13 protein-coding genes are annotated in these 14981 nt (G+C 61.3%); 9 read left to right on the top strand and 4 right to left on the bottom strand.

Annotation, left to right across the window (positions count from 1 at the left end):
• Positions 1 to 94 precede the first annotated feature (94 nt).
• Positions 95 to 379 carry a hypothetical protein gene (locus AC1DWZ_RS23755; RefSeq protein WP_477171443.1) on the bottom strand — a complete coding sequence of 95 codons (285 nt, stop codon included), beginning with the start codon at positions 377 to 379 and terminating at the stop codon, positions 95 to 97.
• Here AC1DWZ_RS23755 and AC1DWZ_RS23760 point away from each other — a divergent pair.
• Together AC1DWZ_RS23760 and AC1DWZ_RS23765 are read left to right on the top strand one after the other, a co-directional pair.
• Positions 357 to 3152 carry a glycosyltransferase gene (locus AC1DWZ_RS23760; protein WP_477171444.1) on the top strand — a complete coding sequence of 932 codons (2796 nt, stop codon included), beginning with the start codon at positions 357 to 359 and terminating at the stop codon, positions 3150 to 3152. The genes AC1DWZ_RS23755 and AC1DWZ_RS23760 overlap by 23 nt on opposite strands.
• Before the next feature lie 10 nt (positions 3153 to 3162).
• Positions 3163 to 4809 carry a glycoside hydrolase family 17 protein gene (locus tag AC1DWZ_RS23765; RefSeq protein WP_477171445.1) on the top strand — a complete coding sequence of 549 codons (1647 nt, stop codon included), beginning with the start codon at positions 3163 to 3165 and terminating at the stop codon, positions 4807 to 4809.
• Here the strand turns inward: AC1DWZ_RS23765 and lepB are convergent.
• The 3 genes from lepB to AC1DWZ_RS23780 form a co-directional block, all read right to left on the bottom strand.
• Entirely contained in the window at positions 4788 to 5657 is an 870-nt protein-coding gene (gene lepB, locus AC1DWZ_RS23770) for a signal peptidase I (protein WP_477171446.1), read from the bottom strand. The genes AC1DWZ_RS23765 and lepB overlap by 22 nt on opposite strands.
• Positions 5658 to 5841: 184 nt before the next feature.
• Positions 5842 to 6201 carry a hypothetical protein gene (locus tag AC1DWZ_RS23775; RefSeq protein WP_477171447.1) on the bottom strand — a complete coding sequence of 120 codons (360 nt, stop codon included), beginning with the start codon at positions 6199 to 6201 and terminating at the stop codon, positions 5842 to 5844.
• Positions 6202 to 6339: 138 nt separating this feature from the next.
• On the bottom strand, positions 6340 to 6873 hold the full coding sequence (locus tag AC1DWZ_RS23780) for a PAS domain-containing protein (protein WP_477171448.1): 534 nt from the start codon (positions 6871 to 6873) through the stop codon (positions 6340 to 6342).
• Between the two features lie 224 nt (positions 6874 to 7097).
• On the opposite strand from AC1DWZ_RS23780, the gene AC1DWZ_RS23785 reads away from it, so the two are divergent.
• The 7 genes from AC1DWZ_RS23785 (at position 7098) to AC1DWZ_RS23815 (ending at position 14980) form a co-directional block, all read left to right on the top strand.
• A complete protein-coding gene (locus tag AC1DWZ_RS23785; protein ID WP_477171449.1) occupies positions 7098 to 7976 on the top strand; it encodes a MurR/RpiR family transcriptional regulator in 879 nt (292 codons plus the stop codon).
• A 75-nt stretch (positions 7977 to 8051) separates the two neighbouring features.
• Positions 8052 to 9632, top strand: a complete 1581-nt coding sequence (locus tag AC1DWZ_RS23790) for an ABC transporter substrate-binding protein (RefSeq protein ID WP_477171450.1) — start codon at positions 8052 to 8054, stop codon at positions 9630 to 9632.
• 97 nt (positions 9633 to 9729) lie between these two features.
• The gene (locus tag AC1DWZ_RS23795) at positions 9730 to 10656 is read left to right on the top strand and encodes an ABC transporter permease (protein WP_477171451.1); all 927 of its coding nucleotides are present in this window, start codon (positions 9730 to 9732) and stop codon (positions 10654 to 10656) included.
• Positions 10657 to 10664: 8 nt separating this feature from the next.
• Positions 10665 to 11537 (top strand): ABC transporter permease, encoded by an 873-nt coding sequence (locus AC1DWZ_RS23800; RefSeq protein ID WP_477171452.1) that lies wholly within the window; start codon positions 10665 to 10667, stop codon positions 11535 to 11537.
• 4 nt (positions 11538 to 11541) lie between these two features.
• Positions 11542 to 12513 carry an ABC transporter ATP-binding protein gene (locus AC1DWZ_RS23805; protein WP_477171453.1) on the top strand — a complete coding sequence of 324 codons (972 nt, stop codon included), beginning with the start codon at positions 11542 to 11544 and terminating at the stop codon, positions 12511 to 12513.
• Positions 12506 to 13471, top strand: a complete 966-nt coding sequence (locus AC1DWZ_RS23810) for an ABC transporter ATP-binding protein (protein WP_477171454.1) — start codon at positions 12506 to 12508, stop codon at positions 13469 to 13471. The genes AC1DWZ_RS23805 and AC1DWZ_RS23810 overlap by 8 nt, the downstream gene beginning before the upstream one ends.
• 12 nt (positions 13472 to 13483) lie before the next feature.
• On the top strand, positions 13484 to 14980 hold the full coding sequence (locus AC1DWZ_RS23815) for a M81 family metallopeptidase (protein WP_477171455.1): 1497 nt from the start codon (positions 13484 to 13486) through the stop codon (positions 14978 to 14980).
• Position 14981: the final 1 nt, after the last annotated feature.

Here is a 14981-nt window from a genome sequence, read left to right on the forward strand (position 1 = left end):
AAAAATATCACCCATGCCCCCACCCTACCCTCCCCCTAAAGGGAGAGGGTTTATATCTGGCCAAGTTCACGGAACCACATTCCCGGCGGCATGGTTAAGACGGGATGCGCGCGGGCGCATGCGGCGTCACGGCATTCACGCGATGTTGTAACGGGTGCGCCCGGTCTACCCCTTGCAAAATCTCCGGAAAATGGCGATTTTGCATTGCAGTAGCCGAGCGGGCAGGGATGTCGTGAAAACCCGGGCGGCGGATGTGAAACAGGCAATCAATCGGGCAATCAATCGGCCGGGGCCGGGCGCCGCCATATTGGCATGCGCACAGCACCACCGGGATGGCGTTCGGGTTCGGGACAGACATGCGTTTCAGTAACTGGCTCATCGGCCTCGCGGTCGCTGCCATGGTCGCCGCGGCGTGGTTCGTGATGAACCCGACCATCGATGCCGATCCATTCCAGGGCGACCTCAGGGGCGTCTCTTATTCCGCCTGGCGGCAGGACCCGACCTCGCTCGCCAAGCGCGATCCGACGTCCGAAGAGATCCGGCAGGATCTGCAATTGGTGGCAGGCCAGGCGCGCTCGATCCGCACCTATGAAGCAACCGGCATGTCGCAACGTATTCCGGCAATGGCCGCGGAACTGGGGCTCAACGTCACCGCCGGTGCCTGGATCGATACCGATCTCAAGAAGAATGAGGAAGAGATCGCCAGCCTGGTGTCGATCGGCCACGATGTGGGCGGCGTCAACCAGCTGATCGTCGGCAACGAATTCCTGCACCGGTACCGCATGAACCGGGACCGTGTCGTGGAGCTGTCCCGGAAGGCCAATCCGGCCCTCAAGGAGGGCGAGACCGATCCGCAATTCAAGGAAGGTTATGCCGATCCGGAACTGAAGGCGGAACTGATCGGCTATCTGCGCCGTGTGCGCGCCAGCAGCGATTTGCCCGTCTCCACCGCCGAGCCGTTCGACATCTGGCTCAACAATCCGGACCTCGCCAATGAGACGGATTACATCGCCATCCATATCCTGCCGTTCTGGAACGGCATCAGCATTGACCAGGCGATCAAGTGGACGCTCGACCGCTATCACACGGTGCAGGAGAAGTTTCCCGACAAGCGCATCCTCATCGCCGAAATCGGCTGGCCGAGCGAAGGTCTCACCCGCTCGACCCTGCCGGAGGAAGGCCCGGAATATCAGGGCAAGGGCGGTGCCGTGGCCTCGCCCGTCAATCAGGGCCTGTTCCTGCGCAAGTTCCTGCTCGAAGCCAAGAAGGCTGACATCGATTACAACGTGATCGAGGCCTTCGATCAGCCGTGGAAGATCGCAGTCGAAGGTGGCGTTGGTGCCTATTGGGGCCTGTGGAACGCCGACCGGCAACCCAAGCCCGCCCTTCAGGGCAACCTCATCAACTTCGCCAACTGGCCGGCCTTTGCCATCGCCTCGGTGGTGATCGGCCTGCCCTTCGTGCTGTTTCTCATGCGCACCGAACTGGGCATGAAGCGGCGCGGCCGTTTCTTCGTGGCACTGCTGGGTTATGGCGGCGTGCTGACCGGTGTCCTCATCTACGCCCAGTACAGCCAGCTTTACCTCACCCTCTACGACATCATCGCCATGGTCGCCGTGGCGCCGGCGGTGTTGCTGCTCTTGGCCATCTTCCTCATCGAGGGGCTGGAGATGGCGGTCAATCTGTGGTTGGGACAGACCAAGCGCAGCCTCATCCCGCCGCCCATCCACAGCAGCTGGAAACTGCCCAAGGTATCGGTGCATGTGCCCTGCTATAACGAGCCGCCCGATATGATGATCGAGACCATCCAGGCACTGGAGAAGCTCGACTATCCGAATTTCGAAGTCCTCATCATCGACAACAACACCAAGGATGATGCTGTCTGGCAGCCGGTCGAGGCTTATATCAAATCATTGAACCGGCCGAACTTTCGCTTTTTTCATCTGCCGAAATGGCCGGGCTTCAAGGCGGGTGCGCTCAACTATGCACTCACCGAAACGCATCCCGAGGCCGAGATCATCGCCACCATCGACAGCGATTATATCGTGCGCGCGAGTTGGCTTTCCGACCTGGTGCCGCATTTCACCACGCCGCAGGTGGCACTGGTGCAGGCGCCGCAGGATTACCGCGACGGCCATGAAGACCTCTTCAAGCGCATGTGCTTCTGGGAATATGCCGGTTTCTTCTATCTCGGCATGAAGAGCCGGGACGAGAAGAACGCCATCATCCAGCATGGCACCATGGCGCTCATCCGCCGCTCGGCGCTGACGCAGGCCGGTGGCTGGGCAGAATGGTGCATCACCGAGGATGCCGAGCTGGGCCTTCGCTTGTTCGAAGCGGGACACAAGGCGGTCTATACCGAGAAGAGCTATGGCCGCGGCCTGATGCCGGACAGCTTCGACGCCTTCAGGAAACAGCGCTATCGCTGGGCCTATGGCGCGATGCAGATCCTGAAAAGCCATTGGCGCGACCTTCTGCCGTTCCGCGGCAAGAGATTGGAGCCGGCACAGCGCTATCAGTTCCTGGCAGGCTGGCTGCCCTGGATCGCCGATGGCTTGCAGATCTCGTTCATTGCACTCGCCATCGCCTGGACCATCGGCATGATCGTGTGGCCGCAATTCATCGCACCGCCGCTCACCGTCTATCTCTTCGTCACCATCGGCATGTTCGTGTTCAAGGTCGGCAAATCCTTCTGGCTCTATGCCCAGAAAGTGCCGTGCAGCCTGCTCGACAATATCGGCGCGTCACTCGCGGGCCTTGCCCTCTCCTACGCCGTCGGCAAGGCGGTGTGGCGCGGCATCTTCACCTCGAACCTGCCATTCCATCGCACGCCGAAGATGGAGAACGCACCGGCGGCCCTGCGTGGCCTGGTGGCGGCGCGCGAAGAGACCGCGATCTTCCTGGCGCTGGTCGGATGCGGCATCTGGACGCTTGAAGAGCGCAGCCTGGAACCCGCGGCCTTCCTCTGGGCCATCCTGCTGTTCGTGCAGTCCCTGCCCTTCTTCTCGGCACTGGTTCTGTCCATGATCAACGCCCTGCGCATCGGCCAGCGGCCAAGCAGCCCAGAGACGTCGTTGACCGCAGCCCTGGCCGTGGCCAGCGGTGCGGCACCCGATATCGAGACCGCAGCTGAAGCCAAAGAAGCCGCATAAAGGAAATTGGATGCTGCGCCCGCTTGGTCTTGACCAGCTCGGTTTGAAGCTGTGGGGATTGCCGCTGCTGCTGGCGATCATGCTGTCGATCGGTTTCTGGGCCTGGCTTGGGCGCAGTGTCGACCTGCCGCCGGCACCCGAGCCGAAGCTCCATTGCGTCAGCTACACGCCGTTCCGCGGCGACCAGACGCCTTACGATCGCAGCCTGATGATCCCGCCATCGCAGATCGACGAGGATCTGGCGCAGCTGCAGCCGATCACCGATTGCGTGCGCATCTATGCGACCGATCAGGGGCTCGATCAGGTGGTGCCGCTGGCCGAAGCCCGCGGCATGCAGGTGCTGCTCGGCATCTGGATCAGCAGCGACCCGCTCAATTTCGAACCGCAGATCGACAAGGCCATCGCCCTCGCCAACGCGCATCCCAAGGCGGTGAAGGCGATCATCGTCGGCAATGAGGTGCTGCTGCGCGGCGAGCAGAGTGGGGAAGCGCTGGCCGCCCTGGTCAAGCGCGTCAAGGCTGCGACCAGCGTGCCCGTCACCTATGCCGATGTCTGGGGCTTCTGGCAAAAGGCGCCGCAGGTGCTGGTGGATTCCGTCGACTATCTCACCATCCACATCCTGCCTTATTGGGAAGATGATCCAGCACCTTCGAGCGATGCCGTCGTGCACATCGAATATGTCATGGAGGAAATGCAGCGCCAGTTCCCGGGCCACCGGTTGATGATCGGCGAGACCGGCTGGCCGTCGGCCGGCCGCGCACGCGAAGATGCCATTCCCAGCATCGTCGACCAGGCCCGCTATCTGCGAGATTTCCTGGTCTACGCCAAGGCCCATGATCTCGATTACAATTTCATCGAAGCGTTCGACCAGCCCTGGAAGCGGCATCAGGAAGGTGCCGTCGGCGGCTATTGGGGCCTGTTCGACGGCGCGCGGCACGCCAAATTCGATTGGTTCAAGCCGGTCAGCAATCACCCGAACTGGCCCTATCTTGCCGGTACCGGGATTCTGATCGGTCTGCTGGCTCTGGCCCTTGCGCGGCCGCCGGCGCGGAATCTGCGCGATGCATTCGGCTTTGCGTTCGGTGCGTTCGCCGGCGGTGCACTCATCGTACTCGCGGTCGATCGGGCACTGCTTATCGCCGTCACCAGGATGGATTATGCCGTTGAGGGCGGGCTGGTGCTGCAATCGCTGGCGGTGCTGCTGCTGGCCTTGCGTGCGGATGCGGGCCTCGCCACGGCGCCGCTCGGCCAGGCGGTTTCCTGGCTGATCGCCTTCCGCACGAGACCGGTGCCGTTTGTTGCTTTGCTGCGCCTGGCCGTGTTGCTCGGCGCGGCGACGGTCGCCCTGGCACTCGCCTTTGATAGCCGCTATCGCGGCTTTCCGCTGGCAACCTATGCGCTGCCGGCCTTTGCCTTCCTGCTCCTGCAGATGCGCGACCGCCGCTGGCTGCGGCCGATCGACGATGGCCGTGAGGAGCGGGCCTTGTCCGTGATCTTCATCGGCTGCGCGCTGTTCATCGCCTGGAACGAAGGACCGCTCAACTGGCAGGCGCTGTCCTGGTGCGGCCTGCTGCTGATCTTCGCCTTCAGCATTGCGGGCGCGTGGCATGGGGCATTCCGTTCGCACTCAGCAGATCAGCGTGTCGCCAGGCTCTGACCGATCCGCGCCCAATCGGACGACCAATAGATAAAGGCGGCGCGACCGATCACATCCTGCGCCGCAACGGTGCCAAAGTTTCGGCTGTCGAGCGTATGGTCGCGATTATCGCCAAGCACGAAATAGCTGTTGGTCGGCACTGTAACAGTCAAATCGTCGTACTGCGTAGGACCCGGCCTGAGCCGCTTGATTTCGTGAACGGCGCCGTTTGGCATGGTTTCGAGAAAAAGCGGGAAACCCTTGCCCCCTTTTTCTTTCAGTGGAGCGGGGGTATCAAACCCATGAGCCGAGAGACGCATGCCGACGTTATTGATCACCAAATTGCCGTCATAGAATGAGATTCGATCCCCCGGCAGGCCGACCACCCGTCTAGCCCAATTTGTTCCGTCGCGCTGGAAGATGACGATATCCCCGTAGGTGATGTCCTGCCGGAAGCGCGGTGCCGTCGCCGCGTAGAACACGTCACCTACCCGCAGGGAAGGTTCCATGCTGCTGGCCGGGGTGTCGAAGGGTCGAATGACATTGGTATGAGGCAGCCAGGTCGATTGAAAATATGACAATCCCATGGTGCCAATGATGAGAAGAAAATAAGCCCACCAGGGCGGTGCCGCCAGCACCTGGCCTGCGGCCCGGCGCGCGCAATGCCAGGTATCAATAAGGCAGGTGGTGGTGATGGCGAGCTGCGTCAGGCAAAGACCGATCACCCGCAAGGGTGTCGGCCAGACGAACAGGAAGGGGCTGAAGCAGAGTCCAATCGCAACCGACCAGCAGATCATCCAAAAAAAGGCGCGCGGCGGATGTCGGGCATAAAGCTGGCCAAGACCCGGCACAACCAGGCTGAGCAGCAAGGCCAGCCACCGTCGCGGCGGCCGCACAGGTTCTGCCAGCGTCGTGGATCCGCGCGGTGCAAAAGCGTCGTCGGACATCACCAATTGTCACTATTGATTGAAATTTGCCCCGCAACGCTAACTGCTAGTGCCGCCCCCGTCAAATTTAGTGCGTCAATTTTTGRGGCGTCCGTTTCTTATGAAGTCAGCGCCGGACCAAGCGCATCAGCGCGAGCAGGAAACCGAAACCAGCTGGGCCGGCATTGTAGAGCACCAGGCCGGCGGCGCCGGCGGCGATGCCCAAGGCGATGGCGGGGCGCCAGCCGAACAGGATCGCCAGGGTGCCGCCAGCCAGTGCCGCCCAGCTCCAGCCATTCAGGAAATTGAACTGGATCACCCAGAGGCGCGGGGCGCAGAACCAGGCAGGATCGCTGCCTTGGCACATGAGGCCGGTCGGCGTCGATTCGATGAGGCCATAGCGCACGTAGAAACCGGCCCCCAAGGCGGCCAGGGCCAGAATCATCCAAGGGCCGAAGCGGCGCAGTATGGTTGAGACCGGCGACACGGATGATGTGCCAGGGGCGGATTGGGTTGGCGAGGCGTTCATAGAGAGTCGGGCCTTTCCGGCAGGATCGGTCGATTGGCCACAGTGGCCGCTGGTTTTAACGCCGGCCATATGCCGTCGGCAAGCGGTCCGAATGACTTACAGCGTTCGTCGTTCATCCTCATAGACCACGCAACCGATGAGATGGGCGATCGTTCCCCCGCCGCCAGCCGCGTTATCTCCGGCAAGAGGCAGCAGGATGACCTTATAGGCGATGTGATCCTTGATGCGCGCCTCCCATAGCAAGGTGGCACTACGCACATAGATGCGACAGGCCATGGCATCATGATATTGGCGTTCGATGTCGGCGAGATCCTGAAGAGAGCCGAATTTGTCGAGACAGTCCCCAGCGCGCACCTTTTCCCGGGCGGTAATTTCAGCGCCCAGCAGACGGAACCGGAAGCGGATGCGCGCGACCTCCTGATCTGCCGGCAGGATATCGACGAGAAACAGGCTGGGCAGCAAGGCGGCGGAGATGGCGACCGGATCGAGATCGCGGCGGGCGGGCATTCGCCCCAACCGTGCCGCCAGATCCTGCCAATAGCCGAGAAAGGTCGCCCAGCGACGGTCCGCGTGACCGGCGACCCAGGACGCTGTGTCCGGATCGATCTCAAGAGGCTGAAACGCTGTCACCTGCGACATTGATTCCTGGCAAACGCGCGCACTGCCGACGCCACGGCAACTCGATGATAGCGCAACACCGGCAGCCGCCACGAGGAAATCTGGCGCTCAATCCGGCTGTTCTATAAATGATAGAAAACAAACCACTATTGACATTGTGATAGAAAACTAGCGAAACTTACCCAAGCGCCGAGACAATATGGCGGCAACAGGGTTGGCAATGGGGACGGAGAGACATGCGCGATTCGGTGCGTGAGCGGCTGAGCGCGTCCTTGACGCGCGCCACCAAAACGGAAAAAGCCATCGCGAGCTTCATGCTGGCCAATCTCAATGGCCTGCCCTTCGAGACGGCAGCGACGCTCGCTGAAAAAGTCGGCGTCAGCGAGCCGTCGGTCGGGCGCTTCTGCCGTGCGATCGGCTATCAACATTTCAAGGATTTGAAAGCCGACCTCAAAGCCGATATCGGCGACAAGCCCTGGCTGATCGGCGACCGGCTGAAGGATTACCGGGAGCGCAGCCGCAAGGGCGACGATGAGCTGGCGCGCGGGCTGGAAATGGAGATCGCCTCTCTGGTCAGCAATTACGAACTGGCCCACAGCAAGGAATGGAAGCGCGCAGTCAAGCGGTTGGCGCGTATTCCGGATATCTATGTGACCGGCTTCCAGACCGAACGGGGCCTGGCGCAATTTTTCGTCAACCAGCTGCAATATCTGCGTGGCGGCGTGCATCTCCTGGATCTGGCCGGCGGCAATTTTTCCGAGGTGCTGCTCGCCGATCCGCGCAAGGTCAGCCTGGTGATGATCGAGGGGCGGCGCTATTCGCGCCTTGCCCGGCTGCTCGCCACTGAGGCAAAGGCCGCCAAGATACCGTCAACCCTGATCACCGATCCCTATTGCGATTGGGGCCGCGACCTGGTCGACGAGATGTTCGTCGTTCAGACCGATATCAACCAGTTCTGGGATGCGACGGCGCCGGCCGCCAGCCTGATCTCGCTGCTCATCAACAGCATCTTCAACGAGCTCGGCCCATCGGTTGAAGCGCGCATGAACAAGGTGTCGGCGCTCTATTCCAGATTTACCGGCTATGTCGGCGATACGTCCGGACCTCTTCCGTAAGACGCATCACCACCCGGCTCATCCCACTTTCCAAGAACGACCAGATAATAATTAAACAGCAAAATGGAGGCTTTCTTGAAACAGCAGTTGCGCAAAGCATTCCTCATCGGCGGGACGGCGCTGATGACCCTGGCCGGATCGGTCTCGATGGCCTGGTCGCAGGAAGCGACCTTCGTCATGGCCACCAACGAAGTCGGTGCCCCCACCTATAACCCGGTCAAGGGCGCGATGCTGAACATCGCCACCTCGCTGATTTTCGACCGGCTGGTGGTGCAGGATGCCGATCAGAGCTTTCATCCGCACCTTGCCGATTCCTGGGAAGAAGCGCCGGACGGCATGCAGTGGATCTTTCATCTGAAGAAAGGCGTCACCTTCCATGACGGCGAGCCGTTCAACGCCGCTGCCATCGCCGCTTGGATTCCCGATTTTGCCGGCACCGATAACGAGTATCTGGTGGGCGCCATCGACAAGGTGGAAACGGTCGACGACTACACCGTGAAGTTCGTGATGAAGCATCCGGAACCCAATCTTCTGTTCAACCTTTCCAGCGTGTTCATGGGTATTCCGGCGCCCAAGGCCTATAAGGAGCTGGGCGATAATTTCGGCGTCACCGCCGCCATCGGTACCGGCCCCTACAAGCTGGAAAGCTTCGCTGTCGGCCAGGAAACCGTGCTGGTCCGCAACGAGGATTACAAATGGGGCTCGTCCCTGTCGGACAATAAAGGCCCGGCCAAGATCGAGAAACTGACCTTCCGCGAGATTCCGGAAGAATCGACGGCCTTCCTCGAATTGAAGACCGGCGGCGTCGACCTGCTCCTCGGCGTGCCCACTGATTTCCTAGGGGAGCTGAAGGCGGAACCCAATGTCTCGGTGCTGACCTTGCCAGGTCTCGATGTGGCCTACATGCCGATCAACGTAACCCAAGCACCTTTCGACGATATCAAGGTGCGCGAAGCGACGGCGTTTGCCATCAACCAGAAGGAAATCCTGGCCAGCATCTATGGCGGCGTCGGGTCGGAAGCGCATAACTTCCTGATCAGCGCACTGCCTGAGTCGAAGGTCGATCCCAAATACGAGATCAGCTATGACCCGGCGCGCTCGGCGAAACTGTTCGACGAAGCTGGCTGGAAATTGGCCGACGACGGCATCCGGGTGAAGGACGGCAAACCCTTGACCGTCAAACTGTGGACGCAGTCAGACACCGAATTCAAGCGGCTGACCGAAGCAGTCCAGGCGCAGTTGAAGGCGGTCGGCATGAATGCCGAGATCACCGTCTTTGATTCCAGCGCCATCAAGGATCAATACAAGAAGAATGAGCACCAGCTGGCGGTGCGTTCCTACAATTGGAACAATGCCGACATCCTCGACTGGTTCTTCAGCGGCGAGCGTTTGGGCTATCCCAACATCTCGATGTGGAACGATCCGAAATCCGAAGAGCTCGACAAGATCGCCCTCACCGGCTCGAAGACGGTCGATGAGCGCATCGCCAACTTCAAGACCTATCACGAATACCTGCTGTCGCAGTTCGTCTTTGCCCCGATCTACCAGCCGGTGCAGAACATCGGCTACAACAAGGAACGCCTGAAACTGCCGGAAGCCATCCACTCCACCCAGATCGATTCGGTGTCGATCATGGATATGGAAGTGGCTGAATAAGAGTCGGACGGCACGGTCGATTTGTCACCAAGTCCGTCATTGCCGGACTTTTTAGAGAACAAGAGACTGTGTCAACGGTAGATGGGAGAAGACCGGGATGCTGAGCTATATCGTCAGGCGGCTGTTGCTGCTGATCCCGGTCTTCTTCACCGTTTCCATCATCATTTTCGCGATCATTCACCTAGTGCCGGGCGACCCGATCGACAATTTGCTGCGCATCGGCTCGACGCCGGACCAGAAGGCCGTGATCACCGCGCGCTATGGGCTGGACAAGCCACTGGTCGAACAATATCTCATCTGGCTGGGCAAGATGGCGCAGGGCGATCTCGGCGATGCCATCGTCATGCGACGGCCGGTCTCGGCACTGCTCGCCCAGAATATTCCCTTCAGTCTGCGGCTGGGCGGCAGCGCCCTGCTCTTTTCGACACTGCTGGGCATCGCGGCTGGCACGCTGGCCGCGATCTATAAGGACAGCAAGATCGACCAGGGCGTCATGGCAGGCATTCTGCTTGGTTCGACCGTCCCCAGCTTCTGGCTGGGACTTCTGCTTATCCTGCTCTTTTCCGTGCAACTTGGCTGGCTGCCAGTTTCCGGCGCCCGCACCTGGCAGGCACTCATCCTGCCGGTGATGACCATCGGCCTCGGCGGCACGGCCCTGGTCGCGCGCGTGACACGCATTGCCATGCTGGAGACGGCGCAGAAGGATTTTGTACTGCTGCTCCATGCCAAGGGCCTGCCGGCACGGCGCATTCAGCTTCGTCACGTGTTGCGCCACGCCTTGATGCCTGTGGTCACGATCCTCGGCCTGCGCATCGGCTGGATCCTGGGCGGCGCCGTCACGGTCGAATTCGTCTTTGCCCGGCCGGGCCTTGGCACGCTGCTGATCAAGGCGCTCAACCAGCATGACTATCCGGTCATGCAGGGTTGTTTGCTGATGCTGGCCATCGCGGTCATGCTGGGGACACTTGTCGGCGATCTGGTGCAGGCAGCAATGGATCCTCGTGTGCGGCACGCCATGTCATGAGCATGACCATGATTGCCACACCCGGTTCCTGGGAGAGTTTCCGGCGCAGCACGGCCGGTAAGGTCCTGCTGACGTTGAAAGGCGGCATTGCCGGCGGATTCCTGCTGGTCGTCGTGCTGGTGGCGCTGCTCGCCCCCTGGGTCACACCCTATCCCTATGACGTGCAGGATTTGAAGATTGCGAGCCAGGCGCCGAGCCTGCTGCATTGGTTGGGGACCGACGAATTCGGCCGTGATGTGCTTTCGCGCATCATGTATGGCGCGCGCATCTCGCTGTCAGTCAGCATCACGGCGATCAGCGTCTCGGTCCTCATCGGTATGACCCTGGGTGCTGCCGCCGGTTATTTCGGCGGCATGTTCGACCGGCTGGTGACGGCAGCGGTCGACCTTTCCTGGTCGTTTCCGGAAATCCTCATCGCACTCATCCTGGTTGCCATCATCGGGCCGGGCCTTCATTCCACCATGCTGGCGATCGGCATTGCCTATCTCGCCCAGTTCACGCGCCTCACCCGCGCGCAGATCCTGGGCCTCAAGAACGAGACCTATATCGAGGCAACCCGCAACCTCGGCGCCAGCCACAGCCATATCGTGTTCCATCATCTGATGCCCAATGCCCTGGCGCCGGTCATTGTCTGCGGCATGCTGGCGACGGGCGATGCCATCATCCTGGAAGCGACCCTCGGCTTCTTCGGCCTGGGCGCACAGCCGCCGATGCCGAGCTGGGGCGCCATGATGAGCAGTGGGACAGCACAGATCTTCAAGGCACCCTGGATCATCATCTTTCCGGGTCTTGCCGTCGCCATCACCGTGATCATGATCAATCTCTTCGGCGATGCTCTCATCCGCGCCCTCGATATCCGCGCCAAATTGCGGGAGGGCTGAGGCTATGGCCCTTCTCGACGTCACCAATCTCAGCATTGATATCCATGGCATCCGGCCATTGGACGGCATTTCCTTCCATGTCGACAAAGGCGAGATCCTGGGGATTGTCGGTGAATCCGGGTCAGGCAAGTCCTTGACCGCTTTGTCCGTCATGGGATTGCTGCCACTCATCGGCGGGCGCATCGAACGCGGTGCAATCAATTTCGACGGCATCGATCTCACCACCCTGCCGGAGCAGGATTTCCGCAGGTTGCGGGGGCGGCGCATTGCTTTCATCACGCAGAACCCGATGACCTCGCTGGATCCTGTGATGCGCGTCGGTGCGCAGATCGACCAGGTGTCGCGCCTGCATCTGGGTCTCGATGCCAAGGCCGCTCAGGCGCGCAGCATCGAGATCATGGAGAAGCTGCGCATGCCGGAGGCAGCGACGCTTTATCATCATTATCCACACCAGCTCTCTGGCGGCATGAAGCAGCGCATCGTCATCGCCATGGCGCTGGCGGCGGATCCAGACCTCATCATCGCCGACGAGCCGACCACCGCCTTGGACGTCACTATCCAGGCGCAGATCGTCGATCTGCTGGTGGAACTGGTGCGCGACCGGGACCTGGCTCTCATCCTCATCACCCACGACATGGGGGTGGTGGCACAGACCTGCGACCGGGTAGTGGTGCTCTATGCCGGCCGTGTCGCGGAAAGCCACGATGTGCAGGCGATCTTTGCCAGCCCCCGCCATCCCTATACCAAGGCGCTCATCCACTGCATCCCGCGGGAGGAAACACCGCCCGGCAGCCTGACCGGTATCCCGGGCGCGGTTCCCAGCGTATCTCATTACCCGGCTGGCTGCCGCTATCACCCGCGCTGTGCCCAGGCGGGTGACCCCTGCAGCCGCATGGTCCCGCCGTTAGACCATCCCTCCAGCGGTGGCGAGATTGCCTGTCATTTCCCTGATGCCGTGGGAGGTGCACATGCGTGATCCCTCTCTCGTGGAGTTGCGTGGCCTTGGCAAGCGCTTTGAAAGCCGCAAGGGATTGTTCGGCAAGATGCGCAGCATGATGGCAGTAAGCGACGTCAACCTCGACATCCCGCGGGGGAAAGTGACCGGCGTGGTTGGCGAATCGGGTTGTGGCAAATCGACACTTGCCCGGCTGGTGCTGCGGCTGCTGGAACCCAGTTCCGGCAGCATCATGTTCGACGGCACCGATCTCCACCGCCAGCCAGGTCCCGCCCTGCGGCGCCTGCGCCGGCGCATGCAGATGGTGTTCCAGGACCCCTATTCCGCGATCGATCCGCGCTACAGCATGGCGGATGCCTTGCTGGAGCCGTTCAAGATCCAGGACATCAAGCTCGGTGCTACTGAGGCCCGCGCGAAGGTCGAGGTCCTGCTCGCCATGGTCGGTCTCGGTGCGCAGATGGCGTCGAGCTATCCACATCAATTGTCCGGCGGCCAACGTCAGCGCATCGGCATTGCCCGCGCCCTCGCCTTGGAGCCGGATTTCCTGGTGCTGGACGAGCCCACCGCCTCACTCGATGTTTCGATCCAGGCACAGATCATCTCGCTTTTGGAAAAGCTGCAGGCCGATCTCGGCCTCACTTATCTTTTCATCTCTCATGATCTCGGCCTGGTGCGCTATTTCTGCGACCGTATCGTGGTGATGTATCTGGGCCGTGTGGTTGAGATCCTGCCAGATCCGAAGTCCGCCCCGCGGCACCCCTATACGCGGACCCTGCTCGAGAGCAATTTTGCCCCCGATCCGACCAAGCGCCGCACGATCCAGCGGCTGACGGGGGAGATCGCCAGTGCTTTCGATCTGCCGCCGGGCTGCGCCTTTGCCGCGCGCTGCCCGCATGCAGACGGCACGTGCCGCAGCGAGCGGCCGGAGCTCATCACCGATACAGGCGGCCATGCAAGCGCCTGCCACCACCCCCTCTGAGTTGGAGCCATCATGACCTTTACCGTGCTCACCGCCGAATTCGCCCATGAAACCAACACGTTCAACAAGAACCTGACCGAATATCATTCCTTCATGGACCGCTATGGCTTCTTCGGTGCCGAGGCGATCAAGGAGCGCGGCAGTGCCAATACTGAGCTTGCTGGCTTCCTGGAGACCGGCCGCAAGCATGGCTGGGAGGTCATTCATGTGCTGAGTGCTTCGGCCGAGCCCGCGGGCTATGTGACGCGCGACGCTTTTGACCGCCTGGCAGGACAGATCGTCGAGGCGGCAAAGGCAAACAAGGACAAGCTCGGCGGAATCCTGCTGGGCCTGCACGGCGCCATGGTGACGGAATTCAACCAGGATGGCGAAGGCGAGCTGCTAGGGCGCTTACGCGCCGTCGTCGGCCCGGACCTCCCCATCGCGATCACGCTCGACCTCCATGCCAATGTGACGCCGGCGATGTGCGCGCTGGCCAATATCATCGTGTCCTACAAGACCTATCCGCATATCGACATGCGTGAGCGGGCCATCCAGGCCGGCGAGATCCTGCAACGGGCCATGAAGGGCGAGATCAAGCCACGGACACTCCGCGTCCATCGGCCGATGCTGGACGAGGCCAATGGCGGGCGCACCGATATCGGCCCGATGATTCAACGTATCGCCCAGGCCGTCACCTATGAGCGGGAACCTGGCGTGTTCGCAGTCAGCATCAATGCCGGGTTCGGCAACGCCGACATTGCCGATGTCGGCCCCACCGTGCTGGTCACCTATGATGGCCGTGATGAAGTCAAACACCGCGCTTTTGCAGAAAGCATCGCCGAGGACATGTGGGAAAAACGCTTCGAGGTCCTTAACAATTATATGCCGGTCGAAGAAGCAGCCAGCATCGCCAAAGCCTATACTCGTACCTTTGGGCCAATCATCGTCGCCGACTACGCCGACAATCCGGGTGGTGGCGGCTATGGCGATTCCACCAATCTGCTGGCAGCGTTCCTGGCGGCGGGGCTGACCGACGCCGCGTTCGGGCCGATCGTCGACCCGGAAACAGCACAGCTGCTGCACCGTCATAAGGTCGGCGACAAGGTCGCGATGAAACTGGGCGGCAAGACCGACCCGCGCTTCGGCGGTGCCCCGCTGGATGTGACGGGCGAGATCAGGCTGATCAGCGACGGGTCTTATGTCGGTGACGGACCGATGGTGGGCGGCCTGCGTCTCTCTTTTGGCCCCTCCGCGGTGATCCAGCTGGGCGGCATCGAGGTGCTGGTCGTGACCGAACCGGCACAGATGCTGGATCTGCAGCAATTCCGTGCCTTCGGCATCGATCCCGCGGCAAAGACCGTGGTCGGCCTCAAATCCATGCAGCATTTCCGTGCCGCCTTCGAGCCCATCGCCGGCAAGGTAATCGTCTGCGACAGCGGTGCGCTCTGCACCACCTATTACGACCGCCTGCCCTATCGCCATGTGCCGCGGCCGATCTATCCGCTCGATAAGCAGATGGCGCGGTGAC

Source organism: Dongia sp. P2_B8, from assembly GCF_056404715.1.